At 59.2% G+C, this 25,997-nt stretch carries 21 protein-coding genes; 7 read left to right on the forward strand and 14 right to left on the reverse strand.

Annotated elements, in window-relative coordinates:
* Positions 1–168: 168 nt before the first annotated feature.
* Positions 169–1,245: a uroporphyrinogen decarboxylase gene (gene hemE / locus B145_RS0123505; RefSeq protein WP_026259434.1), complete on the reverse strand. Its 1,077-nt coding sequence runs from the start codon at positions 1,243–1,245 to the stop codon at positions 169–171.
* Positions 1,246–1,405: 160 nt separating this feature from the next.
* Between hemE and ubiB the strand changes: the two genes are divergently transcribed.
* The 3 genes from ubiB to B145_RS0123520 all read left to right on the forward strand — a co-directional run bounded on the left by ubiB (position 1,406) and on the right by B145_RS0123520 (position 5,798).
* Positions 1,406–2,968 carry a ubiquinone biosynthesis regulatory protein kinase UbiB gene (ubiB, locus tag B145_RS26875; protein WP_051082656.1) on the forward strand — a complete coding sequence of 521 codons (1,563 nt, stop codon included), beginning with the start codon at positions 1,406–1,408 and terminating at the stop codon, positions 2,966–2,968.
* 154 nt (positions 2,969–3,122) lie between these two features.
* Complete coding sequence (locus B145_RS0123515) at positions 3,123–4,652, forward strand: high affinity choline transporter 1 (RefSeq protein WP_018610712.1); 1,530 nt, start codon at positions 3,123–3,125, stop codon at positions 4,650–4,652.
* Between the two features lie 54 nt (positions 4,653–4,706).
* Positions 4,707–5,798 carry a VanZ family protein gene (locus tag B145_RS0123520; protein WP_018610713.1) on the forward strand — a complete coding sequence of 364 codons (1,092 nt, stop codon included), beginning with the start codon at positions 4,707–4,709 and terminating at the stop codon, positions 5,796–5,798.
* A 7-nt stretch (positions 5,799–5,805) separates the two neighbouring features.
* Here B145_RS0123520 and B145_RS0123525 read toward each other — a convergent pair whose 3' ends face one another.
* The 7 genes from B145_RS0123525 to uvrA all read right to left on the reverse strand — a co-directional run bounded on the left by B145_RS0123525 (position 5,806) and on the right by uvrA (position 15,311).
* A complete protein-coding gene (locus tag B145_RS0123525) occupies positions 5,806–6,423 on the reverse strand; it encodes a Maf family protein (RefSeq protein ID WP_018610714.1) in 618 nt (205 codons plus the stop codon).
* Positions 6,424–6,429: 6 nt separating this feature from the next.
* Positions 6,430–6,900, reverse strand: coding sequence for a 23S rRNA (pseudouridine(1915)-N(3))-methyltransferase RlmH (gene rlmH / locus B145_RS0123530; protein WP_026259436.1), 471 nt, complete (start codon positions 6,898–6,900; stop codon positions 6,430–6,432).
* On the reverse strand, positions 6,897–7,271 hold the full coding sequence (gene rsfS, locus B145_RS0123535; protein WP_018610716.1) for a ribosome silencing factor: 375 nt from the start codon (positions 7,269–7,271) through the stop codon (positions 6,897–6,899). The genes rlmH and rsfS overlap by 4 nt, the downstream gene beginning before the upstream one ends.
* 15 nt (positions 7,272–7,286) lie before the next feature.
* The gene (gene nadD / locus B145_RS0123540) at positions 7,287–7,946 is read right to left on the reverse strand and encodes a nicotinate-nucleotide adenylyltransferase (RefSeq protein ID WP_026259437.1); all 660 of its coding nucleotides are present in this window, start codon (positions 7,944–7,946) and stop codon (positions 7,287–7,289) included.
* Positions 7,936–8,712, reverse strand: a complete 777-nt coding sequence (locus B145_RS0123545) for a BPSS1780 family membrane protein (protein WP_018610718.1) — start codon at positions 8,710–8,712, stop codon at positions 7,936–7,938. The genes nadD and B145_RS0123545 overlap by 11 nt, the downstream gene beginning before the upstream one ends.
* A complete protein-coding gene (locus tag B145_RS0123550; protein WP_018610719.1) occupies positions 8,712–9,536 on the reverse strand; it encodes a BPSS1780 family membrane protein in 825 nt (274 codons plus the stop codon). Before B145_RS0123550 ends, B145_RS0123545 begins: the two co-directional genes overlap by 1 nt.
* A 141-nt stretch (positions 9,537–9,677) precedes the next feature.
* The gene (uvrA, locus tag B145_RS0123555; protein ID WP_018610720.1) at positions 9,678–15,311 is read right to left on the reverse strand and encodes an excinuclease ABC subunit UvrA; all 5,634 of its coding nucleotides are present in this window, start codon (positions 15,309–15,311) and stop codon (positions 9,678–9,680) included.
* 67 nt (positions 15,312–15,378) lie between these two features.
* On the opposite strand from uvrA, the gene B145_RS0123560 reads away from it, so the two are divergent.
* Positions 15,379–15,615: a hypothetical protein gene (locus tag B145_RS0123560; RefSeq protein ID WP_018610721.1), complete on the forward strand. Its 237-nt coding sequence runs from the start codon at positions 15,379–15,381 to the stop codon at positions 15,613–15,615.
* Between the two features lie 12 nt (positions 15,616–15,627).
* On the opposite strand, the gene B145_RS27940 is transcribed toward B145_RS0123560, so the two are convergent.
* The 4 genes from B145_RS27940 to earP form a co-directional block, all read right to left on the reverse strand.
* Positions 15,628–17,043 (reverse strand): serine/threonine protein kinase, encoded by a 1,416-nt coding sequence (locus B145_RS27940; RefSeq protein ID WP_245541912.1) that lies wholly within the window; start codon positions 17,041–17,043, stop codon positions 15,628–15,630.
* A 61-nt stretch (positions 17,044–17,104) separates the two neighbouring features.
* On the reverse strand, positions 17,105–17,449 hold the full coding sequence (locus tag B145_RS26885) for a hypothetical protein (RefSeq protein WP_018610724.1): 345 nt from the start codon (positions 17,447–17,449) through the stop codon (positions 17,105–17,107).
* A gap of 221 nt (positions 17,450–17,670) precedes the next feature.
* Positions 17,671–18,228 (reverse strand): elongation factor P, encoded by a 558-nt coding sequence (efp, locus tag B145_RS0123575; RefSeq protein WP_026259438.1) that lies wholly within the window; start codon positions 18,226–18,228, stop codon positions 17,671–17,673.
* A gap of 50 nt (positions 18,229–18,278) precedes the next feature.
* Positions 18,279–19,427 (reverse strand): elongation factor P maturation arginine rhamnosyltransferase EarP, encoded by a 1,149-nt coding sequence (gene earP / locus B145_RS0123580; RefSeq protein WP_018610728.1) that lies wholly within the window; start codon positions 19,425–19,427, stop codon positions 18,279–18,281.
* Between the two features lie 56 nt (positions 19,428–19,483).
* Between earP and B145_RS0123585 the strand changes: the two genes are divergently transcribed.
* The 3 genes from B145_RS0123585 to B145_RS0123595 all read left to right on the forward strand — a co-directional run bounded on the left by B145_RS0123585 (position 19,484) and on the right by B145_RS0123595 (position 23,577).
* Positions 19,484–20,179 (forward strand): Crp/Fnr family transcriptional regulator, encoded by a 696-nt coding sequence (locus B145_RS0123585; RefSeq protein ID WP_018610730.1) that lies wholly within the window; start codon positions 19,484–19,486, stop codon positions 20,177–20,179.
* Positions 20,180–20,273: 94 nt separating this feature from the next.
* Complete coding sequence (locus B145_RS0123590) at positions 20,274–21,455, forward strand: MFS transporter (RefSeq protein WP_018610731.1); 1,182 nt, start codon at positions 20,274–20,276, stop codon at positions 21,453–21,455.
* 241 nt (positions 21,456–21,696) lie between these two features.
* Positions 21,697–23,577, forward strand: coding sequence for a methyl-accepting chemotaxis protein (locus B145_RS0123595; RefSeq protein WP_018610733.1), 1,881 nt, complete (start codon positions 21,697–21,699; stop codon positions 23,575–23,577).
* Between the two features lie 103 nt (positions 23,578–23,680).
* Here B145_RS0123595 and B145_RS0123600 read toward each other — a convergent pair whose 3' ends face one another.
* On the reverse strand, positions 23,681–24,163 hold the full coding sequence (locus tag B145_RS0123600) for a DUF2846 domain-containing protein (protein WP_018610735.1): 483 nt from the start codon (positions 24,161–24,163) through the stop codon (positions 23,681–23,683).
* Positions 24,164–24,405: 242 nt separating this feature from the next.
* The gene (locus B145_RS0123605) at positions 24,406–25,467 is read right to left on the reverse strand and encodes a hypothetical protein (RefSeq protein WP_018610737.1); all 1,062 of its coding nucleotides are present in this window, start codon (positions 25,465–25,467) and stop codon (positions 24,406–24,408) included.
* Between the last annotated feature and the right edge of the window lie 530 nt (positions 25,468–25,997).

Below are 25,997 nucleotides of genomic sequence, written 5' to 3' on the forward strand. Positions count from 1 at the left end.
TCGTCATAAAAATAAATTCTTTTAAAATCAAGAAGATAGGAATTGACGTCAAAATACTGTAACAACCGTGCCGCTTTGCGCCTTGGACACGCTCTTTGTGCATAAGTCAAGATACTTGTGCGGATCTCTTGCACCTTGCCCAAGAAAACATTCCGGAAAAATAGTGGATCAAACCGCCATGGCCGCACGCTGCTCACGGCTGTATGCATGCACGGTTTCCACCAGCACCCGTACATTGTCATGCGGCGCGTGTTGCGAGATGCCGTGGCCGAGGTTGAAGACGTGGCCGGGCTGTGGCCCGAAGCCATCAAGCACGCGGCGCGTCTCGGCGGCCACATGCTGGGCGGAGCCCATCAGCACACCGGGGTCAAGATTGCCCTGCAAGGCGACCTTGCCGCCTGTGCGGACACGCGCCTGAGCCGGATCGACACACCAGTCCAGCCCCACCGCATCGCAGCCGGTCTGGACCAAATCCTCCAACCACAGCCCCCCGCCCTTGGTGAACAGCACTACCGGCACGCGTCGCCCATCGTGCTCGCGCTTGAGCCCGACCACGATCTGGCGCATATAGGCGAGTGAAAATTCCCGGTACGCAGGCGTGCTGAGTACGCCGCCCCAGGTATCGAACACCATCACGGCTTGGGCGCCGCTTTCGATCTGGGTGTTGAGGTAGCTCGTCACCGTTTGCGCATTGACTTGCAGGATGTGGTGCAGCAGATCAGGGCGGCTGTACATCAGCGCCTTGATGTGACGGAAATCATCCGACCCCGCGCCTTCCACCATGTAGCAGGCCAGGGTGAAGGGGCTGCCGGAAAAACCAATCAGCGGCACACTTCCCTTGAGGGCGCGGCGGATTTCGCCCACCGCGTCAAACACATATTGCAGCCGCTCCATCGGCGGCACCGCCAGCGCGCGGATCGCAGTTTCATCCCGCAGCGGATGGGCAAAGCGCGGCCCCTCGCCTTCGGCAAACGACAGGCCCAGGCCCATGGCGTCCGGCACGGTGAGGATATCGGAGAACAGGATCGCCGCATCCAGCGCGAAACGTGCCAGGGGTTGCAGCGTCACCTCGGTGGCGAATGCGGCATTCCGGCACAAATCCATGAAGCTGCCTGCGTGCGCCCGGGTCGCCCGGTATTCCGGCAGATAACGCCCGGCCTGACGCATCAGCCAGACCGGTGTGTAGTCAGTCGGCTCACACAACAGGGCACGCAAAAAACAATCGTTCTGGATTTGGTTTGACATGTTATCGGTCATAAATTCTCTCTGAGAGCGTCTATTCTATCCTTCGTCCGTCCGGCTGGTGACAATCTTTATACACACCGCAGCGAGCCCCTGAAAGTAACGGGAAGTGCGCCAAACTGCTACCATCGCAGCTTCATGTGAAAAACATCGGGCACCTGTCGTGCGTCTCTTTCGCCTTGCCAAAATTGCTTCGGTCAGCCTGCGCTTCGGCCTCGACCAAATGATCCTGGATCGTGCCTCCACCACGCGGGTGGGGGAGTGGATCAGGCGCATCCTGCCACGGCGCACCTTTAGCGAACCCCGTGCCGTGCGCCTGCGGCGTGCCCTGGAAACCCTGGGGCCGATCTTCGTCAAATTCGGCCAACTGCTCTCCACCCGCCGTGACCTCTTGGCCAACGATATTGCCGAAGAATTGGCCAAACTGCAGGACAAGGTGCCGCCGTTTGCTTCCGAACAAGCCGTTGCCTGCCTGGAAGCTGAATTTGGTCGCCCCATCGACGAGGTATTGAACAAATTCGAGCGTACCCCGGTGGCCTCCGCCTCCATGGCCCAGGTGCACTTTGCCGAGTTGCCTGACGGCACCGAAGTGGCGGTCAAGATTTTACGCCCTGGTATCGAATCGCTCATTAGCCACGATCTGGCACTGCTGGATACGGCCGCCACGCTGATCGAAAAGCTGTGGGTGGATGGCCGCCGCCTCAAACCGCGTGAGCTGGTCGCCGAATATGCGCGCCACCTCTACGATGAACTGGATATGATGCGTGAGGCGGCAAACTGTTCGCAGTTGCGGCGCAATTTCAAGGATTCACCCTTGCTGGTGGTGCCGGAGGTGTATTGGGATTATTGCGGGCGCTCAGTCATGGTGATGCAGCGCATGCGCGGCACCCCGATTTCGCAAATCCCCGCGCTGGTCAGCCAGGGCGTGGATTTGAAGGCACTGTCGCGTGCGGGGGTGGAAATCTTCTTCACCCAGGTGTTCCGTGATGGCTTTTTCCACGCCGACATGCACCCGGGCAATATCTTCGTCTCCCCCACCGGACAGTACATTGCACTGGATTTCGGCATCATGGGCACGCTCAACGAACGCGACAAGGCCTATCTGGCGCAGAACTTCCTGGCGTTCTTCCGGCGGGACTACAAGCGCGTAGCCCAGGCCCACATCGAAGCGGGCTGGGTGCCTGCCGATACCCGCGTAGAGGAATTCGAAAGCGCCATCCGTGCGGTGTGCGAGCCAATCTTCGACCGCCCGCTCAAAGACATTTCCTTTGGCAAGACGCTGCTGCGCCTGTTCCAGACGGCACGGCGCTACCAGATGGAGGTTCAACCGCAGCTGGCGATGCTGCAAAAAACCCTCCTCAACATCGAAGGGCTGGGGCGTGATCTGGACCCGGAGCTGGACCTGTGGCAGACCGCCAAGCCTTTCCTTGAACGCTGGATGAGCGAGCAACTGGGCTGGCGGGCACTACTCCGCCATGTGAAGGAGGAAGCCCCTGGCTGGGCGGCCACCCTGCCGCAATTGCCACGCTTGGCACACAAGATGCTAAACAACGATGCGCAGCAGGAACAGCTTCGACAGCAGGCACAGTTGCTCACCACCCAGCGCAGGCAAAACCGCCTGCTGGCAGCATTGGTGTTGGGCATCTTCGCCTTGCTTGCCAGCGAACTGTATTTTCATTACGAAAAAGCGGCGCCTACGTACAGCCATGCCGTGTCAAAACCCTGATCCAACTCGTATGTTGTGGGATTTGAACGCAAGGCAGACGCCTGACTGGGTATAATCAGGCCGGGAAGCGACGGCCTCATGTTCAGCAAGACATGGGGCCGTTGTCTGTGTTTGATCAGGTGCGAGCCTGCCATTGGCTCAAGGGCTAGGTCCTATGTTACTAACCTTTGTGATTTTGTATTGGCTGATTTCCATTGCCATTGGCCTGTATGCGGCCTTGCGCGTGCATAACACCAAGGACTATGCCGTCGCCAGCCGGGCCCTGCCCTTCCATATCGTCACCGCCACGGTGTTTGCCACCTGGTTTGGCTCCGAAACGGTGCTTGGCATCCCTGCCACCTTCCTCAAGGAAGACCTGCATGGCGTGGTGGCAGACCCGTTTGGTGCCTCCATGTGCCTGATTCTGGTTGGCCTGTTCTTTGCCAAGCCGCTCTACAGGCTGAACCTGATGACCATCGGCGACTACTATCGGCTGCGCTTTGGGCGCACGATTGAGCTGATGACCACCTGCTGCATCGTGATCTCTTACCTGGGCTGGGTTGCGGCTCAGATCAAGGCGCTGGGGCTGGTGTTCTTCGTGCTCTCCGATGGCGCCGTCTCACAGGAACTGGGGATGTGGCTGGGTTCGGCCTCGGTCCTGATCTACACGCTCTTTGGCGGGATGTGGTCGGTGGCCATCACCGACTTCATCCAGATGATCGTGATCGTGATCGGCATGCTCTACATCGGCTGGGACGTGGGCTCTTCCGCCGGGGGCGTCAGTGCGGTCGTGGCGCATGCCAGCGCGGAAGGCAAGTTCCACTTCTTCCCGGAATTCAAGATCGATGCCATTGTAATGTTCGTCGGCACCTGGATCACCATGATGTTCGGCTCGATTCCGCAGCAGGATGTCTTCCAGCGCGTGCAATCATCCTCTACCGAAAAGACTGCCGTATGGGCCACCGTGCTGGGCGGCTCGCTGTATTTCATCTTCGCCTTCGTTCCGATGTTCCTGGCCTACTGTGCGGTCATGATTGCGCCGGATCTGGTGGCCAAGTATATCGATACCGATTCGCAGTTGATCCTGCCCAAGCTGGTGTTGGAAAAGGCCCCCTTGTTTGCCCAGATCATGTTCTTCGGTGCCCTGCTCTCAGCCATCAAGAGCTGTGCTTCGGCCACCTTGCTGGCGCCCTCGGTCACCTTCTCGGAAAACCTGCTCCGCCCGATTCTGCTCAAATTCTGGCCAGACATGACCGACCGGCTTTTCCTGCGCTGGATGCAGATCGTGGTGCTGGTCTTCACCGCCGTGGTCACAGGCATCGCGGTCAACTCCAAGCTCTCGATCTACGGCCTGGTCGAAAACGCCTACAAGGTCACCCTGGTGGCAGCTATCGTACCGCTGGCCCTGGGGGTGTACTGGAAGCGCGCCACCACTCAGGGGGCAATCATGTCGATGCTCCTGGGGCTGATCAGTTGGGTGGCTTTAGAGATTCTCGCCGCCAGTGCCAACGCCCCGGCCTGGACACAGGTATGGCTACCGCATTTCGTGGGCTTCCTTGTTTCCTTGGGTAGCTTTATGCTGTTCTCCCTCTTGCCACAGCTTGTGACCACCCCGCCCATTCCGGTGCCGGGTGCACTCAGCCATGACCACCATCATCCTGTGCACGCCGCCACACTTACCCACCATGCCAGCCACAAGCCCTGAGGCGCAGACATCCGCGCCCAGGATGCGGGATGACATGAGGATACCGGGCCGCGCATGAATACCGATCAGGCCGTCACCACCATCCTGCTGGCAGGCTCCAACAAGGATACCCACCGCCTGTCCCGCTATTTGGGCTTTACCTACCTGTGCCTGACGGCCTACGCCTGCCTATGGCCATTTGACGATTACCGCAGCATATCCGGCAGCCCATTGGAATTTCTCTTTCAGGGCTGGCCGCGTTATTTCATTCTCTCCGACTTCATCGTCAACATTCTGGGGTTTATTCCACTGGGATTTCTCGTTGTCGCCGCCCGCCGTACCATCACCTCGCGCAGCAACGCTGTTATTACAAGCTTTCTGGTCTGCACGCTCTACAGCTTCAGCCTGGAGTTCTGCCAGAACTATCTGGTCAGCCGGGTCGCCTCAAACCTCGATCTGACCTGCAACTCGCTCGGGGCTTTGATTGGCGCCCTGGCGGGCCTGCGCTGGCGGCACATCCTGCTGCCCGGAGGCTGGTTTCATGCGTGGCGGATGCGCCGCCTGCCTGCGGGGCACCGTGGTGAAATCGGCATGCTGCTGGTATTGGCTTGGTGGCTGACCCAAAGCGAGCCGCTGGCCCCGCTTTTCAGCAATGGCGATCTGCGCCCCGTGTTCGATCTGCTTGCCCCCATCAGTTTTTCTGTGCGGCGCTTTGTATGGTTTGAAGCGGCCGGGGTAGCGTTCAGCCTGCTTGCTTTCGGCCTCTTTATCCGCTGCGGCCTGAAGGGGGCCAGCGCGTGGCTGCTCGGGCTGTTGGTATTGATCGGGGCTGCCATCAAGACCATCGCCACCAGTTGGTTCGTGATTCCTCCTGACCCACTGTTGTGGGCCTCCCCAGGCGCCTTGTGGGGGATGGGATTGGGAGCCGTGGCACTCGCGGTATGCTGGCGTCTGCGCCCATCGGTACGTCTGGCGCTGGCCAACCTGGCTCTTCTGCTGGCCACGGTGCTGATCAATCTGGCGCCCGGCAACCCGTTTGAAGAAGCCTCACAACACTTGATCCGCAGCGGTCACTTCATCGGTTTTCGCAGCCTGACGCTGGATTTTGCCCTGCTCTGGCCCTTCTGCGCCTTGAGCTGGCTGGCTTTTACATCCTCACGCCGTTAGGGCCTACTCAGTCCATCAACTTGAAGGCGCGCAGCAGTTCGGATGTTTCAAACAGCGGCAGGCCCATGATGCCTGAATATGACCCCTTGATTTCAGAGATAAAGGTGGCCGCATATCCCTGGATACCGTAAGCCCCGGCCTTGTCCATGGGTTCGCCCGTGGTGATGTAGCGACGGATTTCATGCACATCCAGGGGGCGGAAACGCACACAACTGCGGCTCAAGCGATATTCAAGCCGATCCTCATGGGCGACCGCCACGGCGGTCAGCACATGGTGTTCCTGGCCAGAGAGGCGGCACAGGATTTCCTCGGCGTGTTGTGTATCACGTGGCTTGCCGATGATCTCGCCTTCAAACTCCAGCGTGGTATCGGCGGACAGCACCGCCTGCCGTCGCAGACCGCGCCAAGCCACCCGGCGCAAGCCACCTTCAGCCTTGGCAAGTGCGACGCGAACGACATAGGTCTCGACATCCTCATCCGGCAGGCTTGCTTCGTTGACTTCCTCATCTTCGCGCGGCGGGGCACGAAACAACAGGGTGTCGAAATCGATGCCAATCTGATGTAACAGCTCACGACGCCGGGGACTACGTGAAGCCAGATAGATGCGGCGGGAATTCAACAGCATGGGCGCTCACTCACGATGATAAGGATGATTGTTCAAGAGGCTCCAGGCACGGTATAGCGCCTCGGCCAGCAGGGGACGAACCATCGCATGGGGCAGGGTCAGACTGGAGAGGCGCAGCTTTTCGTGCGCCTCATCCTTGAAGGCGGGGTCCAACCCATCCGGCCCGCCAATGACAAAGGCAACATCGTCCCCCGTCTCTTTCCAGCGTGCTAAACGCTGGGAAAGCTGACGGGTAGAGATATCGTCGCCTCGTTCATCAAGCACCACCAAGCGCCGCCGCGTGGGCAGCGCGGCACGCAGGCGCTCCGCCTCCGCCGCCATCATGGCAGCGGGGGTTTTGCCTGTGGTGCGGGGCTCGGCCTTGACTTCGACCAGTTCCAGCGGGCAATCACGGGGCAGCCGCTTGGCAAATTCACGAAAGCCCTCTTCCACCCAGCCGGGCATACGCGTGCCGACAGCGGCAACGATGAGCCTCATTCCAGCGCGGCGGTCTCGCTATCGACCAGCAGCTTGCGCTTGCGTGCCGGCGTGGTGGCCCACAGTTCCTCAAGGTTGTAATAACTACGCACGGCGGGCTGCATGAGGTGGACGATGGCATCGCCTAAATCAACCAGCACCCATTCGCCGGTTTCCTCACCTTCCACGCCGATGATCTCACCGCCTGCGGCCTTCACCTTTTCCTGCACATGCTTGGCCAGCGCACGGGTCTGGCGGTTGGAGGTACCACTGGCTACGATCACCCGGTCAAACAAAGAGGTGAGCTTGGTGGTATTGATCACTTCGATATCGACGGCCTTGACGTCTTCAAGGGCGTCAACCACGATCTTTTGCAGCTTGCGAATATCCATGTAATAAGTAGGGAATTAATTTCCGTAGAGGTGATGTTGTTGAATATAGTCGAGGACTGCGTCAGGTAGCAAAAAACGTGGACTCCCACCCTGCGCCAGGATGGCACGAATGGAAGTCGCCGAGATTGCCAACGGTGTCATTGCAAAACTGGCCACCATACCCGCAGGGCGCTTGGCAAGCCGCTCCGGGCGGGCGCAGGCCCGATGATGGAACTCTGAACGCAGTGCTTCACCCATGTGCTGCTCATTCAGGGAATAACCGGGGCGCGTTGCCACGGCAATATGCGCCAGTTCGAACAGCTCGCGCCAACGATACCACGAAGGCAGCCCCAGGAAGGCATCCACCCCGAGCAACAGCACAAGGGCGTGCTGACTCCCCAGTTCGCTGCGCAGACGCTCCAGGGTGGGCACCGTATAGCTGGGCAGGTCTGCTCGCACTTCGCTATCGTCCAGCTCGAATTGCGGCAGATCACCCAGTGCCAACTGCACCATGGCCAGCCGATCTTCTGCACTGGTACAGGGTTGATCACGATGCCGTGGATGCCCGGCTGGTACAACCCGCACCCGGGACAGCCCCAGTGCCTGTCGCGCTTCCTCTGCAAGGCGCAGATGGCCGAAATGGATGGGGTCGAACGTCCCCCCCATTACGCCCAGTACGCCATCCTTAGATTTCATGGGTCCACGGGTGAGGCCACTCACCAAACACATCACAGGCGCTTCGATAGAACGCGGCGTAGTACAGCGCCATCCAGAAGACGACGCAGAACGCCATCACCACCATCGAGAGCATGGTGCTCCCCCCTGTGACAGACATCAGCGCCGAGGTCAGAAACCCCGATAGCAGCGAGAATGACAAGGTATATACGGCCAACACCCAGAAATTGCGCCAGTAGGCCACAAAGCTGAAAAACAGCGCCTTGATGGCAGTCAGCCCGCGCAACCCGACGCAGGGCGCGGCGTACCATGTAGCCATCTCGATAGGCAGGCGGATAAAAAAGAACAGCGCCAGCATCTTGAGATAGCTATTGAGAAGCTCGGGCGGCAACTGCTTGCCGCTTTCCACAAACGCCATGAGCCGTACCCCCGCAATGCCACTAATCAGCACAGCCAGCCAGAGTGCTACCAGATTGCCGATCAGGCGGACGCCGCCAATCGCAAACAAGGGGCGCAGCTTCATGCGGAACCCGGCAAACAGCAGCGCGGGATGGATGCGGTTGCCCTCGGCCACCTCACGGCTGATGAGGAACATGCCGATTTCCAACGGTGGCAGCACCAGGATCAACGCGGTTTGCCCGATTACTGGCACAAAACCGAACAGCAAGACCAGCATCGCCACCGTGGAGGCGGCCGAAAAAAACGCCATCGGCATGCGCCGGACCAGGGTGAAGCCTTCGGCAATCCAATACCAGCCGCGAATGGGACGAAGTTTGTTGGCTTGCATCAGTCAACAGTCGGGGTAGGAGCGGTTACACGGTTTTGATCGGCCAATAGATCGCCATAGGCGGCATAGATGGAACCCACCATCACGGGGATATAGATCAGCACCCCGAGCAGGCTCAATGGCCCCAACACCAGCACCAGAATGGCCAGATACTGCACCGGCAGATACACCCAGGCCAGCGACATCGGCGGAATCAGCACCACCACAAAGATCACGTAAAAGCACACCGCCAGCAGGACAATGGAGCCCAGGCTGCGCAAGCTGGCTTTCAGCGAATAGCGCATGGCGTCCAGCGGAGGGTAGTTGTCCAGCATCACCAGGACCGGAGCAAACAACAGCGCCAGCAGCAAGACCCCCCACACCAACAGGAAGAGTATCCACAGCACCCCCAGCCCAGCCAGGAAGCTGATGATATCAGCCGCCACGGTACTCACCGCCGTACCCACCGACCAGCCCAGCAGCCCCACCATCAGGGAGCCGCCCAAGGCGAGCATGGTCAAGAGGTGCATCAACACCAGAGGCAAAGCATAAAAGACCGCAAGCAGGCTCAGGTTGCCAGGGTGGAGGCGGAAGCCTTCGAACAACATCGCAAACCGCAGGGGGCGTCCTTCCCCTTGGCGCCGCACAGCAAACATCATCCCACCAAGCATGAGGGTGAGCATCAGCAAGGGCACCATCGGCCCGATGACGGGAATCACCGTACAGAACAGGGAAATGACCAGGATGACGAAGACCCCTGCCGACACCCGCAGCCAAAACCCTGGCTGCCCGATGAACAAGGACCAGCCTTTGCCCAGCCAGGTCAGGGCGCGGGTGGCGGGCACCCGGCGAATGCTAGGGGGGCGATGTCTGCCGGACACCCAGGGGGTTGTTTGTTTTTGCTCTGTTTGCATCACGAAAGATGGAAGTAAGGTACGCACCAAGCCTGCGTACAATCAAGAGGTTAACACAGATTGCGCCCCCACTCACGCCTGTATTGACTCACGGCTCAGGAAATGTCGCAGTGCCTTGCCCGTATGGGTAGGCGCCTTCACACACGCCGCCACCGGCCCGGCAAAAACGATCTTGCCCCCTGCCTCGCCCCCTTCCGGCCCCAGATCGATGATCCAGTCGGCTTCAGCCATCATGTCCAGATCATGCTCAATGACCAGCACCGAATTGCCCGCATCCACCAGCCGGTGCAGCACGATGATGAGCTTTTCCACGTCGGCCATGTGCAGGCCCACGGTCGGCTCATCCAGCACGTACAGGGTATGCGGGGTGCGCGCACGGCCACGCGTGGCGCCATCCGGGCGCACCTTGACGAGTTCGGTCACCAGCTTGATCCGCTGCGCCTCGCCGCCAGACAGCGTGGGCGATGGCTGGCCGAGGGTGAGATAACCCAGCCCCACGTCCTGCAAGAGCTTGAGCGGGTGGGCTATGCTTGGGTGGGCAGCAAAGAACTCGACTGCCTCATCCACTTCCATCGCCAGCACATCGGCAATCGACTTGCTCCGCCAGGTGGCGGTGAGCGTTTCGGCATTGAAGCGTTTGCCATCGCAGACATCACAAGGTACTTTCACATCGGGCAGGAAGTTCATTTCCACCGTCTTCATGCCCTGCCCCTCACAGGCTTCACAACGCCCGCCTGCGGTATTGAAGGAGAAGCGCCCCGGCGCCCAACCGCGCAGCTTGGCGGTTTCGGAATCGGCATACAGCTTGCGGATCGCATCCCAGAAGCCGATATAGGTGGCCGGGCAGGATCGCGGCGTTTTGCCGATGGGAGTCTGATCCACTTCCAGCACACGCCCCACCTGTTCCCAGCCTTCAATCGAGGCGCAGCCCCGGATCGCGGCACCGGTTTTACGAACCGTGCCGGTTGCGCGTGCCGCTTTGGTTTTGCCCGTTTCAGCCGGGGCATTTTCAGCATGCACCAGCCGCCTGAGGCTGGCATGCAGCACATCCCGCGCGAGCGTCGATTTACCGGAGCCGGACACCCCGGTCACGACTGTCAGACGGCCCAACGGCAGGCGGGCTTCCAGTTGCTTGAGGTTATGCAGATCCGCCCCCTTGACCACAATCGCCGGGGTTTGCGCATCCACGAGGCGCGGCGGCTGCACAGGGTGGCGCAGCGGATTACGCAGGCAACGCCCGGTGATGGATTCCTTCACTTTCGCCAACTGGGCTGCCGTGCCTTGGGCCACGATCAGCCCGCCACGCGTCCCCGCGCCGGGGCCGAGGTCAATCACATGATCGGCACGGCGGATCGTGTCTTCGTCATGCTCCACGACCACCACGGTGTTACCTTTTTCCTGCAAGGCATGCAGGGTATCGAGCAACATCTGGTTGTCGCGGGGATGCAGGCCGATGGAAGGTTCATCCAGCACGTAACACACACCACGCAGATTGGTGCCGAGCTGCGAGGCCAAGCGAATCCGTTGCGCCTCACCGCCCGAGAGCGTGGGTGCGGCGCGATCCAGGGTCAAATAGGTCAAGCCCACATCATGCAGGAAGGATAAACGTCCTTCCAACTCGGCAAGAATATCACGCCCGATCTCGCCCTCACGCCCTTTGAGTTTGAGCTTGCGTACCCAGTCAAGCATGTCGCCCACCGACAGCGCACTGTATTCCGCGATGTTATGCGTTTTAAATTGCACCGCCAGCGCAGTCGGATTCAGGCGCAAGCCTGCGCATGTCGGGCAGGTTTCCTCGTGGGCATCTTCGTCGTTCTGCTCGTAATTCAGCCCGGCAAATTCCATCTCGGTCTGATCGAGTTCGGGGTCTTTGAGCCAGTTCGCCAGCTTCACCCCAGTGCCGCAGCATTCCTCACACCAACCATGCTTGGAGTTGTAGGAGAACAGGCGCGGGTCAAGTTCCGGGAAGCTCTCGCCGCAAGTTGGGCAAGCCCGTAGCGTGGAGAACACGATCACCTCGCCCGCCGCATCAACCAGATGCAATACCCCCTTGCCATGTTCCAGCGCCACGCCAATCGCATCACGCAGCTTGGCTTCTTCACGCGGATTAGGCTTGAGTGTTGCCACCGGCAAATCAATGTTGTGTTCCTTGAATCGGTCCAGACGCGGCCAGGGCTTGGTGGCGATCAGTTCGCCATCCACGCGCAAATGGCTATAGCCTTTGCTGGCCGCCCACTTGGCAAGATCGGTATACAAGCCCTTGCGCCCCACAATCAAGGGGGATGCCAAGGTCACTTCCTTGCCCTTCCAATCGCGCAGGATGCGGGCTGCAATGGCGTCGGCGCTTTGCGGCTCGATGGCGATGTGGTGATCCGGGCAATATTGCGTACCGAGCTTGACGAACAGCAGGCGCAGGAAATGATGCACTTCGGTGAGCGTGCCCACCGTACTCTTGCGACCACCCCGGCTGGTACGCTGCTCAATGGCGACGGTGGGTGGAATGCCGAAAATCGCATCCACATCCGGCTTGGCGGCAGGCTGCACAAATTGACGGGCATAGGCATTGAGCGATTCAAGATAGCGCCGCTGCCCTTCGGCAAACAGGATATCAAATGCCAATGTACTTTTACCGGAACCCGATACCCCTGTTATCACGGTAAAGCGATTGTGCGGGATATCCACCGATACATTCTTGAGGTTGTGCTCGCGCGCCCGCACGATGCTCACCACATCGTTGACCGGGCGATATTTGACGCGGGCTTCCGCCACCTGCAGGGCAGCGGATTTCTTGCTGCGTTTGGCGGGCTTGCCAATCGCCTTGAGGTATTCGGCCAGGGCCACCCCGGTATACGAGGGCGCACAAGCCATCACCTCTTCAGGAGTGCCTTGCACCACGATCTGCCCGCCTGCATCCCCCCCTTCCGGCCCCAGGTCAATCACCCAGTCCGCTGCTGCAATGACATCCAGATTATGCTCAATTACCAGTACCGAATGCCCGGCATCCACCAGTCTCGACAGCGCCCGCAGCAACTTGGCCACATCGTCAAAGTGCAGCCCGGTGGTGGGCTCATCGAACAGGAACAGCAGCGAATCCGCAGGCCTGTCTTTTCCCGCCTTGCTGGCTTTGCGACCGAGCTTTTCTGCCGTGGCGGCCAGATGCCCGGCGAGTTTGAGGCGCTGCGCCTCGCCCCCCGACAAGGTAGGCACCGGCTGACCGAGGGTGAGGTAATCTAGCCCCACATCCACCAGGGGTTGCAGCGCGCGCGCCAGATCAACTTCGCCTGCGAAGAAGTCGAGCGCTTCGCGCACGGTCATCTCCAGCATATCCGCCACGGATTTGCCGCGCAGGCGCACTTCCAGCACTTCGGGGCGGAAGCGCTTACCATCGCAATCCGGGCAGCGCAGATACACGTCGGAGAGGAACTGCATCTCCACATGCTCAAAGCCTGAGCCCCCACAGGTCGGGCAGCGGCCATCGCCTGCGTTAAAGGAGAATGTGCCCGCAGTATAGCCACGCTGGGCGGCTTCCGGCACGGCAGCGAAACGCTTGCGGATGGCGTCCCAAGCGCCGACATAACTCGCGGGATTGGAGCGCGCAGTTTTACCGATGGGTGACTGATCGACCATCACCACGCCAGTTAATCCGTCAATGCCTTTAAGGCTGCGATAGCTGCCTGGTGCTTCAGTCGGCTCGCCGAAATGCTTTTGCAAGGCGGGGTATAGCACATCCTGAATCAAGGTACTCTTACCCGATCCAGATACCCCAGTCAGCGCCACAAAACGATGCAGCGGCAACTGCAAATCCACATCCCGCAGATTGTGCTGACGGGCGCCCAAGAGGCTCAGGCGGGACGTTCCCTTGGCAACCTCACGCCGCTTCAAGCCAGCATCAACACGCATCGAACCGCTAAGGTAGCGCGCCGTCAGAGTGTCATCCCGTTCGCGTAACTCGTCCGGCGTGCCCCAGAACACGATTTCCCCACCCTGTTTGCCGGGGCCGGGGCCGATGTCCAGAATGTGATCGGCCGCAAACATGACAGCCGGGTCGTGCTCCACCACCACAAGCGAGTTGCCTGCATCGCGCAGACGCCGCATCACGCCATTGATGCGTGCCATGTCACGCGGATGCAGGCCGATGGAAGGCTCATCCAGCACGAACAGAGTTTTGACCAGCGAAGTCCCCAAAGCAGTGGTCAGGTTGATCCGCTGCACTTCACCGCCGGAGAGGGTGCGGCTTTGCCGATCCAGGGTCAGATAACCCAGCCCCACATCGCACAGATAACCGAGGCGGCTTTTGAGTTCGCCCATCAGCAAATCGGTGGCCTGATCCAGTGGCGCAGGCAATTCCATTTGCATGATAAATTCGCGCAGGCGCTCAATCGGCAGCAACATCACTTCATGCAGATTCAGCCCCGGCAGTGCCTTGAACGATGCCTCTGGCATGCGCATGCCACGCGGGCGGAAACGCTGCCCGGCGGGCAAAGGCGTTTCCTTGCCGACCCGCCAGAGCAGGGATTCCATTTTCAGGCGTGCGCCTTCGCAGGTTTTGCAAGGCGTATAGGCGCGGTAGCGGGAGAGCAGCACACGGATGTGCATCTTGTAGGCTTTGGTTTCCAGCCAGTCAAAGAAGTGCCGCACGCCATACCAATAGCGCGTACCGCTCTTTTCCCAGCTCACCCAGCGCGGGTCGCCCTCAAACACCCAATGCCGGTGTTCTTCCGGCAGATCGCGCCACGGCACATCCATGGCCACGCCCTGGCGTTTGGCTTGCTTGACCAGATCGTCCAGACATTCGCGGTAGCTTTCCGTCTGCCACGGCTTGATGGCGCCTTCAGCCAGGGTTTTGGATTCGTCGGGGATCACCAGCCCGGCATCCACCCCGATCACCCGGCCAAAGCCCCGGCAATCCTCGCAGGCACCGACCGCACTATTGAAGGAGAAATGCGCAGGCATCGGATCGGAGTAATGAATATCGCAATCCGCACAGTGAAAATCCGCCGAGAAACGCCATTGCGCCTCCTCGGCCTGCACACGCACCTGCCCGTTGCCCAGCCGCAAGGCGGCTTCAAGCGCCTCCTGCAAACGGGCCTCTTCCACATTTCCGGCGCGGAAGCGGTCGACCGTGACGATGAGGCTTTTGGCTTTGCTGGGCTCGGCTTCAACGCGGGTATAACCCTGAGCCTGGAGCGCAGCGCGGACTTCCTCTTCGCTGAAATTATCGGGAATCGCAATCGCGGCCTGTACCTGCAGACGCGGATCACTTGCCTGATCCGCCCGCGTATGGATGGCCTGAGCGATGCTCGCGGGCGTATCCCGTCGCACTTCCTGCCCGCATTTGTGGCAGTAGAGCTTGGCGCAACGGGCAAACAGCAGCTTGAGGTGGTCGTTGATCTCCGTCATCGTCCCCACGGTGCTGCGCGAGGTGCGCACCGGGTTGGTCTGGTCGATGGCAATCGCAGGCGGCACGCCTTCGATGGCGTCGACCTGCGGTTTATCCATGCGATCGAGAAACTGCCGCGCATAGGGCGAAAAAGTTTCCACGTAGCGACGCTGGCCTTCGGCATAGAGCGTGTCGAAAACCAGCGAACTTTTACCCGAGCCGGAAGGCCCTGTGACCACGACCAGCTCACCGGTCGGGATGTCCAGGCTCAGATTCTTGAGGTTGTTCTGGCGTGCGCCACGGATACGGATGTAGGGATGTGACATGGGGAGAGCAATCTGTCTGTGTTGTGCCAGAATTGTCTCAGGAACCGACCCTTTGGAGGAGACCACAATGGTGAATCTTCGATCTCTGCTGACATTTGCCCGACGTGGCCAGTGGGAGGAAGTCCATCAACAGGTACAGGCAGACGATTCGCTGCTGGGCGCATGGCTTCATGGCATTGTGCACATTGAGGAGAACGATCTGGACAACGCCCGGCACTGGTACAGCCGTGCCCAGCGCGACTTTGACCACCGTGGCACCGTGGCCGATGAATTGGCAAAGCTGGAGAGCGAACTGCTAGATTGACCCGGCTCCGGCCTATTTGCCAAACGTGCGTTTGGCCCAGTTCGTCACCCCATTGACCATGGTTTTGGCCCCCTTGGTGATGTGCTTGGCCGCACCGGCAACACCGTCGTTGCTTTCCCGCTTGCTCGCGTGTGAGCCCGACGACTTCGTAGAGGGCTTGCTGACCGGTTTGGCAGCAGGTGTGCTGGTGGTTGCAGGTGCCACCACGACGGGCGCGCTTTCAGCCACCACGGGATGAGAAGATGTTGTCACAACAGCTTGCGATGCAGCCACGCCGGGCTGCAGAGCGGCCTCATCAGACTCCGACACATGCATCCCGACATAGTAGGCAACCCCCACCAGAACCAGCACGACCCCCAGCGCCGCCCCCAGCGGCATGCGCTGGGAGGCCAAACGACTCAAGGGACTGTCGTGCTTGCCGGAGGACGTCTTTGTTGCCTGAGAGTCTGTATCGTGGCTCTCACGAGAGCTGTGCCGGGAAGATTTGCTGCGCTTGCTGCGAATACCCAGCAGCAGACGCATTTCCGAGATGTTCTGCGGACGCTGCTCGGGGCGCACCCGCAGGCATAGATCCACACCGCTCAGGAATGCCTCGCTGTAGCGCCCAGCGGCCACAGTCACCAGCGGCTCATAGCGGTCTTCCACCACCCGGCTGACCGAAGGGGGCGGCAGCTTACGGGTGATCATGAAGTACAGCATCACCCCCAGGGTGTAGATATCGGTCCACGCGCCCTGGTTCAGATTCGGCACTTCACCGTATTGCTCAACGGGCGCATAACTGTGCTTGACGAACACCGTCAAAGATTGCGTCTGGGTCAGGCCGCTGATCACCCGGCGTGCAGCGCCAAAATCCAGCAGCACAGGGCGGTCGTTGGGCAACACAATGATATTGTCTGGCGAAATGTCACGGTGGAAGCAGTTCTCACGGTGGATGACTTCCAGCGCATCCAGTACGGGGGAGAGAAAGCGCTTGATCCACGTTTCATCCAGCGTGGGGCGCTCCTGCATCACTTGGCGCAGGGTCTTGCCCACGTAGTAGGGCATGACCATGTAGGCCGTGCCATTGGCCTGCCAGAAACGGAATACCTTCACCAGTGCGGGGTGATCAAACTGCGCCAGCAGGCGGGCTTCATTCACAAAGCTGGAACGCCCGGCGGCAAAGGCTTCCTCGTATTCGGGCGTACGCACCGAGACGGAGCCATCCGGGTTACGCCCGGCCAGACTGACCGGGATGTATTCCTTGAGCGCGACCTGACGATGCAGCGAATGGTCATAGGCAAGATAGACAATGCCGAAGCCACCTTCGCCGATCAGGCCGACGATCTCGAATTCACCCATGCGGGCGCCAATTGGCAACGCATTGGGCGTGTGCGGGGTGGTGTGCGCATGCAACGGAGCGATATCCGCCTGTGTGGCGCTATTGGTCACGACAGCCATCTCCTTGCAGACTTCTCAACATTGCACCCCACCCTATACTCCCAAATAGCGGTTATTTGCCACCAAAAGCCTCTTTGGCTTTCTGACCTGTTTCACGACCGATTTCCGCTGCCTTGTGCCCGGCATCCTTGCCGACTTCGGCGGCTTTATGGCCCACAGCCCGGCCTGCCCGGGCCGCGCCGCGGTAGACCTTCTTGGCCACGGTCGCTACATCCTTGGCGGCATCCACGGCGCCATGCGCAACAGTTTTTGCTGCCCCTGCCACGGCACTGCTAGCGGTTTTGACGCCATCGCCAACTTCCTCGACCACATTGCTGGATGAGCTGGCCGGGGTGGTCTCTTCCTGGGCGTCAGCCGTCTGTGCCATCACCGGAGTGACGCACAGCCCTGACAGCATCAGACTTCCTATAAGAATGCGAAAAAATGTGTGCATAACGATACCTCAAGACAGCCCCACCGGATATCACAAAATTTCACGCTTTTCTTTATTTATTTAATTACTCAGGCAATTCGACATCACAATAGCAAAAAGGAGCCCACAGGCCCCTTTTTGACAGACAGACGTAACAATCATTTGGGTCACGTGGTTAAAAAACCAGGCCCCTTGATGCACGTAAATTACTTCACGCGGTTGCGATATTCGTCGGTACGCGTGTCGATTTCGATCTTGTCGCCGATTTCAACGAAAGCCGGCACAGGCAGTTCGAAGCCGGTGGCCAGACGGGCAGGCTTCATCACCTTGCCAGAGGTATCGCCCTTCACAGCGGGTTCGGTGTAGATCACTTCACGCACCACGGAGTTGGGCAATTCAACCGAGATGGCCTTTTCGTTATAGAACACAACTTCGCACACCAAGCCATCTTCCAGGTACTTGAGCGCATCGGTCATGTTTTCAGCTTCGATCTCATACTGATTGTAGTCAGCATCCATGAACACATACATGGGATCGGCGAAGTAGGAGTAGGTCACTTCCTTACGGTCGAGCTGGACGAGTTCAAACTTGTCGTCAGCCTTGTAGACGAATTCGGAACCGGCGCCGGTGAGCAGGTTCTTGAACTTCATCTTGACCACAGCAGCGTTACGGCCACCCTTGCTGTATTCAGCCTTTTGCACCACCAGCGCTTCAGCGCCGACCATCACGACATTACCAGAGCGGAGTTCTTGAGCGGTTTTCATAGGACACCCTAAGCGGCGCCCACGAGCGCCTTACAAGTTTACAAAGCCGATCATTCTAACAAATCCTCGCAAAAAATCAGCAGCTTGGCAGCCAAATCACCATTTTCTTCAAGATATTTCTGCCATGCCTCGGCGGCGGCCTGCAAATCTGGCAACGCGGCAAGCAGATCCGGCCAAGCCTGTGCGGCCCCTTGCCCCCCCTCCCAGGCTTGCCAAAACGCGTCCAGGGCTTGGCGGCTGGCCTCATCCATACGCCGGGTGTAGTGCCCCAGGAATGCGGCCAGCTTGGGCAGATGGGCCGCATCCTCCTGCTGGTAGATGTGCCAGACGAAGGGATGGGCCGCCCACTGCGCACGCACAAAGGAATCCTCGCCCCGCACAAAGTTCAGGTCACACGCGGCCAACAGCAGGTCGTAGTCGTCCTGGGGCATAAAGGGAAGTACAGCGACAGTCAGCCTGCCGCTGTGCCAAACAGGTCCACCTGCCCCCGATGGCAGCCCCTGTGCCCATGCCCGCACCTGGGGCAGAATGCGCCCTTCGGGCAAGGCACAGAATATCTCCCGATCTCCCTGGCTCCAGGCCGTCAGCAAGTCGCCTACCGCAGCATTCTCATAGGCGAACAAAGAAACTTTCAGTGCCTCCGTGGCGGGAGACGGCACCCCCAGCTTGCGCCAAAACCCGGCCTGCGCCTGCGCATCCGCCCGAAACGCTTGCAGACGCGGCAATAAGGCCGCTTCGCGCAACAGCCCCCCGGTACGCGGCGTAAAACCGGGGAAGAAGAAGTGGCGCGTGAGTGGTAGGCGGGGGTGTGGCGAAGGCATGGCATGGCAGCCCTCCACCCAGTCTTCGGCACTGAGGTATTCAAGATTGATCCACGCGGGCTTGCGAGGCAGTGCGGCCATGGCGGCAATGTAGGCGTCGGGCGGATCGCAGGCAAACGCCTCAATCACGATCTCGGCAGGCTGGGCCACCGCAGTACGCACATCCCAAGGGCACACGCTAACCCCGGCAAGCATCTGCTCACCCCGCTGCGGATCAATGGCAGGCGCCAAACGCTGGAAGCTTGCCAGATCATCCACCCACAGGCGTACCGCGAGCCCATGCTCTCCGGCCAGTTGCCGGGCCAGGCGCCAGCACACCCCGATATCCCCATAGTTATCGATGACTTTGCAGAAAATATCGCAGCGCGTGACGGACATGAATACTTTAGCCAGAATGTGGGTTACCCCTTCATTTTCGCAGCACTTGCACCGCAATGGAAAAACAACTCAAAGCCGATATCCGTGGCCTGCTTGGTCGCCTGCCGCTGTTTGCCGCCGTCGATGCCGACTCGCTTGATCTGATCGCCGCGGCCGCAGGCGAACACCGCTTGGCCCGTGGTGAGGTTCTGTTCCGCCAGGGCTCGCCCTGTACTGGTTTCTATGTGGTGGTGCATGGGCAGATCAAGCTGGCGGTCAGCGCGCCCAATGGCAACGAGAAGGTGCTGGAACTGATTCCCGCGCACATGAGCTTTGGCGAAGCGGTGATGTTCTTGGAGCGCCCCTTCCCCGTCACCGCCGAGGCGCTTACCGATTCCCTGGTGCTGTTTATCCCACGCGAACCAGTGCAAGATCTGATCGACAATAACAAGTTGTTCGCCCGCAAGATGCTGGCGGGCCTGTCAATGCGCCTGCACACGCTGGTACAGGATGTGGAGGGCTACGCGCTGCGCTCCTCCACCCAACGCCTGATCGGCTACCTGCTGCGCGAAGCGGGCGACGGCGGGCTGGCGCAAGGCTCGCTGGAGATTGACCTGCCGATCAGCAAACAGGTGCTGGCGTCCCGCCTGTCAGTCACGCCTGAAACCTTTTCACGCATTTTGCATAACCTCAGCAGTCACGACCTGCTGGAAGTGGAAGGTAAGACGATCCGCGTGCCCGATGTCGCCAAACTGCGTGATTTTGACGCCTGATATATCGGCAAGCACCTGTTTTTGCAGATGATTCGCCCTCATAAAGATACATGCCGACACACCATTAGTTGTCTGACAATGTTAAAATCCGGGCATGCAGCTCTCACGCAACCAGATCCAGGTTTTCTCGCTCATCGCCGTATCGATCCTCGCCCACGTCACGATGGGCGGCGGGCGGGTGGCGGCCTCCCTCTTCGCACTCAAGCAACAAGGCTCAGAAACACTGGCCGGGGTCGCCTATAGCGCTTACAGCCTGTTGCCCGCAATACTTTCGCTGCACATGGGCAGGTGGATCGACAAGGTGGGGCCGCGCCGGGTGATGCGCACCAGCCAGATCATCATGATCGCAGGCTTGCTCCTGCCGGTCGTCTTTCCGCATATAACCACGGTTTTGCTGGCTGCCGCAGTCGGGGGCTTCGGTTTTGGCAGCTATATGCTGGCGGCCAATGTGGCCGTTGGGCTCATGCCTTTTGCGCAGGAAAACGAACGCGTGGGCATGATCGGCTGGCTGCAGATGGGGAACTCGGTCTCTGCCGTGGCAGGGCCATCGATTGCCGGGATCGTGATCGACCATTTTGGCTTTCGTGCCGCCTATACCACGCTGGCCCTGATTGTAGTCTGCAGCCTCATCACCTCGTTCTGCGTGGATGTGCCGGGTGGTGTGGGCGGACACAAAGGCGCCCGGCGGAATGGGGATAGCGTGGTCAAGATGGTGTTCTCCGACCCGCGCCTGCTTCGCATCTATCTGCTGGCGATGGTGGTCTCGATGTCTTACGACGGCTTCTCGTTCATGACTCCGGTATTAGGTCAGGAACGCGGCTTCTCGGCGACCACCATCGGCTTGATTCTCTCCTGCTTTGCCGTCGGCACCTTTGCTGTGCGCGCCCTGCTGCCCTGGTTGTCGCGTCATCTGCCGGAATGGCGGATGCTCAGCTTTGCCTTTGCTACCACCACCACGGTCTTCCTGCTGTTGCCCTTTGCTGTGAATGGCTATGTTCACGCGACCCTGGGGCTGATTCTGGGCTTGGCGGCCGGGGTGGGGCAACCCAGCATATTGAGCCTGATCTACCGTGCCATGCCCGCCGACAAGGCCGGAGAGGGTGCGGGCCTGCGCGCCATGATGGGCAACAGCATGGGGCTGGCAGGCCCCTCAATCTATGGTGCAGTAGCGGGCATGTTCGGTGCGCTACCTGTGTTTGTAACCATTGGCAGCATCACCGCACTATCGAGTTGGCAAGCCCGCAAGGGATTCCGCCTGAGCCTGAAGGCTTCGTGACATCCAGGCACAGACACTGCGCGACCAGCGCCTGTATTTTGGTTCACACATATCTACGCATGTTTGCAATAGCAGGCACATAAACTGCTCAAGTTCCCTGCCTGTAAGGCCGAATAGACGTTTTGTCACTTGGTTTTACCAAGCAGCTCGGCTATGCCCACATTAAGGCGGCGCTTCTGCACGGCCCTGTGCATAACATCGGCATGGCAACCGAATTCTGATATCACAAAGAAAGAACGCAATGAATCTCAAACGAAAGTTGCTACTGTTCGTCGTCGCACTGCTGGCGCTCTCGATCGTATTGCTCTCTGCTGTGGCCTATCACAACATGAGCAATGAAATCATCAGCGGCGTGCGCAATGAAATCAAGGCAACCATCATCGGCAACGATGCAGCCCTGGCACGCTGGGTGCAGGCCAAGCGCAGTGCAGTGGATGCAGTCGCCAGCCGGGTGGCTACCCAACCGGACATCCTGCCCGCTTTAGGGGTAGCCAAGGATGCAGGCGGATTTGAGCAGACCTTCGCCGGTTTTGCCGATCAACGTATGATCTACAACAACCCGGACAAAAAACCGCCCGAAGGTTATGTACCCGCCTCCCGCCCCTGGTATGCCAAGGCAGCGGGTGAAAAAGCCAGCACTCTGGTCGCCCCTTATGTGTTCGCCAGCACCAAAAAGCTGGGGGTCACCTTTGGCTCGCCCGTCATCATCAACGGTGAAGTGCAAGGCGTTGTCGGTGGGGATGTAACCCTGGAAGACGTTATCGCCCAGATTCAAGCCATCAAGCTGCGTGCCGATGGCTACGCCTTCCTCGTCACCCGGGACGGCAAAATCGTCGCCCACCCGGCAGCGGAATCAACCCTCAAGGCCGTCGACGAAATCATGCCCGGCCTCAATGCCGACCGCCTGCAACAACTTGCCAAAGAAGACACCGTGCAGGAAGCCACCGTCAATGGCCGCACCAGTTTCGTCTCCGTGATGCCGGTCCCCGGCTCGGAATGGCTGCTGGGCACCGTGGTAGATCGTGAGCGCATCCTGGCCCCGCTCAACCACATGATCCTGACCCTACTGGCGACCGGCCTGATCCTGGGCGGCATCGCAGTGTTGGTCGCCAATGTGGGGCTGACGCGCCTGCTGGCCAACCTGCGGCGCCTGCACGACGCACTCAACGAAATAGCCTCCGGCGATGGTGATCTGACTCATCGCCTGTCGATCCAGGCCAAGGACGAAGTCGGGCTGACGGCTCACGCCTTCAACCGCTTTGTAGTCAGCCTGCGTGACATGTTCAGCGAAGTACGCGGCAAATCGGAGGAATTGGGTGGCAACGTCGGCAATCTGTCACGGGTCATGAAGCTCATCTCGGATGACTCGCGCAAGCAAGCCGATGTGTCTGCAGCAACGGCCGCCACCATCGAAGAGATCACCGTGAGCATCAACGTGATCGCCGACAGCGCCAAGGATGCTGAGGCCATCGCACACGAAAGCGGCGAAGTATCCACCACCTCCGCCGTCGAAGTGGCCGCGCTCGCAAAGGGCATTGACGGCATCTCCACCAAGGTCGGGCAACTGGCCGACACGCTGGGGGCACTCGGCAAACGCTCCGGGCAGATCAACAGCATCGTCGGCGTGATCAAGGATATTGCCGACCAGACCAATCTGCTGGCCCTGAACGCCGCCATCGAAGCCGCCCGCGCAGGCGAACAGGGGCGCGGTTTTGCCGTGGTGGCCGATGAAGTACGCAAGCTCGCCGAACGCACCGGCAAAGCCACCGTGGAAATCGCCGACCTGATCGGTCAGACCGACAGCGACATCACCCAAGCCATCGCAGGCATGGAGCATACGCGCGAATCAGTGGCCTCCGGCGTGGCAGATTCTCACCGCGTGGCCGACCGCATGAGCAGCATCCAGCAACAGATCGACCGCGTGGTTCAAGCCATCCGCGACATTGCCGACGCCACCCGCGAGCAATCCGCCGCCACCTCCGAGATGGCCAAGGCCGCAGAACTGGGCAACCGCGCCGCGATGGAAACGGATCAGGCCATCCAGTCGGTCGCGGGCACCGTCGCCGAACTGAATGCAGCAGCCGACATGCTGCGTGGATTGGTGGCGCGTTTCAAACTCTAAAAGCCCCAACCGAGGCTGGACCGTAGATGTAAAAATGCCCGCCGAATTGGCGGGCATTTTTTATTTAAAGCAAGACGGTATCTACCGGGCTAGCGTGGAGGCATTAAGGTGCAACATTAGGGAATGTGGAAGACGTCACCATTGAACATTCATCCAGAATGACGGGTTGCGCTTCCTTCTCATTCACAATCCTAAAATCTGGGTTCCCCATCAGCATACCAAATGACATATCAAGCCAAATGTAATAGCTATTCCCAGCTGCGACATCGATCTTTAGCTCCGCATCTTTGTCTGCTTTCGTTTTTAGTGTATAGCTGCCAGAGGGCAACTCAAGTGCAAAAAAACCATAGCCTGGAATACCCCCCACTTGAATGTCATTTGCGCTAACGGTTAGGAAAAATATCTTGCCAACGTAGTTGGCTCGATAGATGTAAACAGTCGCTTTGTCCGCGCGCTTTGGAAATGTCTTGGCATATGAATCTTGTTTCGACGTGGCTTTCGTTCCTTGAATTTGTGGTGGAACGCTTACGCAGCCTGTAATGGCTAGTGCAGCAAGGAAAACACAAATTTTTTGCAAGAAACGCATGCATAACCCCCTAGGTATCTATAAACAGTCGTGAACGAAAACTATGGACCGACAGAGTCGGTCAGCCTAACTTGTTATAGGGGGCTGTTTTGCTGAATAACATTGGCGCGTGCTCCCTAACATGGCACGCTCGACCCAGCCGTGTAGGGAGGGTTAGGCGAAACCGTAACCCGTGCATTTTCTTGTTGGCGATTTGCCTACCCTCGCGGGTTGATAAAGCCAACCCACACTACGTGGCTGGGTCAGGGTTGGCTGGTCAGCGGCTTGAGTTTGTCGCGGCTGATCCGCAAAGCCTTATCCTCACTCCAGACTACTTCGTCGTTCAGTGCGTACACCCAGCATTCCGGGTGTTGGGCAAGGCAGCGGTCAAAGAGGGCGTGGGCTTGTTCCAACGATGCATTTTTGGTGGAGTAGAAGCCCCCCTTTGAACCTGCGACGAGCATCTTGGTTTGCTTGGGGCTGGCCAAATAGGCCTCGTAGCTGCTCCGGTATTTTGCGCTCATCGGGAACTTGTCGATCTCGTTGATTTGCGCGTAGCCGTTTTGTGGCGTCACCAGAAGCAGCTGTGCGGCCATTGCGCTGGGGACTCGCACCGGTGCAGTGGGCACAGCCATGGGTAAGGCTTGCGCCGCGACATCGGGCTGTGCCGGGAGACGGAACAATTCCTTACGGATCTTGCTGTCGCAAATGGTCTGGCCGGTCTTGATGTGGGCTTTCAGAACTTCACCTTGCCCACCGAATAATTCGTCATATGAAGGGGCGTGGGGCAGATCGTCCGGCACATAACTGCAACTACCCTGGGCGAGGATCTGACCACTCTTGCCCTCAAACAGTTTGACGGGGACGCCATACATCACGCGGTATTTGCCCCAGTTGGTCGGGTAATAGACGACCATCGTGCCGCTGGGGCCGACATCCAGCAAGAGCGTATCGGCGCTTTGCTTGCGAGCGAGCTCCTCCGGGTTCAACTCCCCCAGCGGAATGAGATCTGTGGCAATGCGCGCGGAATATCGGTTTGCGAGGCCCTGGGCGAGCCCTTGAGCGATTTCGGCTGCTGGATCGAGCAGACCGAACTTCGCAATGGCCTGCTTGCCGTTGTTGGACGATATGGCAGCACCGATCATGCCGAAGGCTGCGCCACCTGGGGTCAGCGTGCTGAAGGCCATCTCTTCCTTTTTGTGTTCCACAAGCTTGATTTGCTTGCCTTTGAGCAATGCTTCGGATTGTGGCGCCAAGGGGATCGGTGCGGTTGCGCAACCGGAGACAAGCAGCAGCAGGCCAAGCACAGAAAAGATGAATCGCATCTCAACTCCAGTGAAAGACGGGCTCGACGTGGGCCAGCGCTGTGCGTCATGGCCTATTCGCAGAGTGGGGATAGTAACATATCTTTACATGTAATTCGATTGGCATAACCACTCCATCTGACGCACCACGTACGGCGCAATCGTGGCATCACCCAAGAAGTAGGGCGCTCTGAGCGAAGCGAACTGCGCCACATGGACAACCCAATTACCATGCCGTCTATTACGAGGATAAGCCCAAAGCCTCCGGTGCCATTCACTTCGTGAATTGACGCTGCGCTAATAGTTCCCTGCAGCCCCTACGAATGGCCGCTTTCGTCTCCCGTCATTGACCGTCCGCTCGTAACCAATCTCAGTCCTTCCTTGCTCCATCAACACCTCGTAAGTCATCAAGGCGCGGAGCGAGGGTATTAAAACACTCCCACACGGCCGCCAGATTTTCCGTTTTTCTGGGCGTGCGGCATGGCAGATCAGGATATCTCCCTATACGTAAGTCTCTTGCATAAGCATTGGCGTAAAACTAAACTGTAACC

The organism is Uliginosibacterium gangwonense DSM 18521 (assembly GCF_000373965.1).
GTDB lineage: Bacteria > Pseudomonadota > Gammaproteobacteria > Burkholderiales > Rhodocyclaceae > Uliginosibacterium > Uliginosibacterium gangwonense.

Coding starts and splice junctions, on each gene's coding strand:
- hemE (WP_026259434.1), bottom strand. CDS start 1,245: ATGTCAAACCAAATCCAGAACGATTGTTTTTTGCGTGCCCTGTTGTGT.
- B145_RS0123515 (WP_018610712.1), top strand. CDS start 3,123: ATGTTACTAACCTTTGTGATTTTGTATTGGCTGATTTCCATTGCCATT.
- B145_RS0123520 (WP_018610713.1), top strand. CDS start 4,707: ATGAATACCGATCAGGCCGTCACCACCATCCTGCTGGCAGGCTCCAAC.
- B145_RS0123525 (WP_018610714.1), bottom strand. CDS start 6,423: ATGCTGTTGAATTCCCGCCGCATCTATCTGGCTTCACGTAGTCCCCGG.
- rlmH (WP_026259436.1), bottom strand. CDS start 6,900: ATGAGGCTCATCGTTGCCGCTGTCGGCACGCGTATGCCCGGCTGGGTG.
- rsfS (WP_018610716.1), bottom strand. CDS start 7,271: ATGGATATTCGCAAGCTGCAAAAGATCGTGGTTGACGCCCTTGAAGAC.
- nadD (WP_026259437.1), bottom strand. CDS start 7,946: ATGAAATCTAAGGATGGCGTACTGGGCGTAATGGGGGGGACGTTCGAC.
- B145_RS0123545 (WP_018610718.1), bottom strand. CDS start 8,712: ATGCAAGCCAACAAACTTCGTCCCATTCGCGGCTGGTATTGGATTGCC.
- uvrA (WP_018610720.1), bottom strand. CDS start 15,311: ATGTCACATCCCTACATCCGTATCCGTGGCGCACGCCAGAACAACCTC.
- B145_RS0123560 (WP_018610721.1), top strand. CDS start 15,379: ATGGTGAATCTTCGATCTCTGCTGACATTTGCCCGACGTGGCCAGTGG.
- B145_RS26885 (WP_018610724.1), bottom strand. CDS start 17,449: ATGCTGTCAGGGCTGTGCGTCACTCCGGTGATGGCACAGACGGCTGAC.
- efp (WP_026259438.1), bottom strand. CDS start 18,228: ATGAAAACCGCTCAAGAACTCCGCTCTGGTAATGTCGTGATGGTCGGC.
- earP (WP_018610728.1), bottom strand. CDS start 19,427: ATGTCCGTCACGCGCTGCGATATTTTCTGCAAAGTCATCGATAACTAT.
- B145_RS0123585 (WP_018610730.1), top strand. CDS start 19,484: ATGGAAAAACAACTCAAAGCCGATATCCGTGGCCTGCTTGGTCGCCTG.
- B145_RS0123590 (WP_018610731.1), top strand. CDS start 20,274: ATGCAGCTCTCACGCAACCAGATCCAGGTTTTCTCGCTCATCGCCGTA.
- B145_RS0123595 (WP_018610733.1), top strand. CDS start 21,697: ATGAATCTCAAACGAAAGTTGCTACTGTTCGTCGTCGCACTGCTGGCG.
- B145_RS0123600 (WP_018610735.1), bottom strand. CDS start 24,163: ATGCGTTTCTTGCAAAAAATTTGTGTTTTCCTTGCTGCACTAGCCATT.
- B145_RS0123605 (WP_018610737.1), bottom strand. CDS start 25,467: ATGCGATTCATCTTTTCTGTGCTTGGCCTGCTGCTGCTTGTCTCCGGT.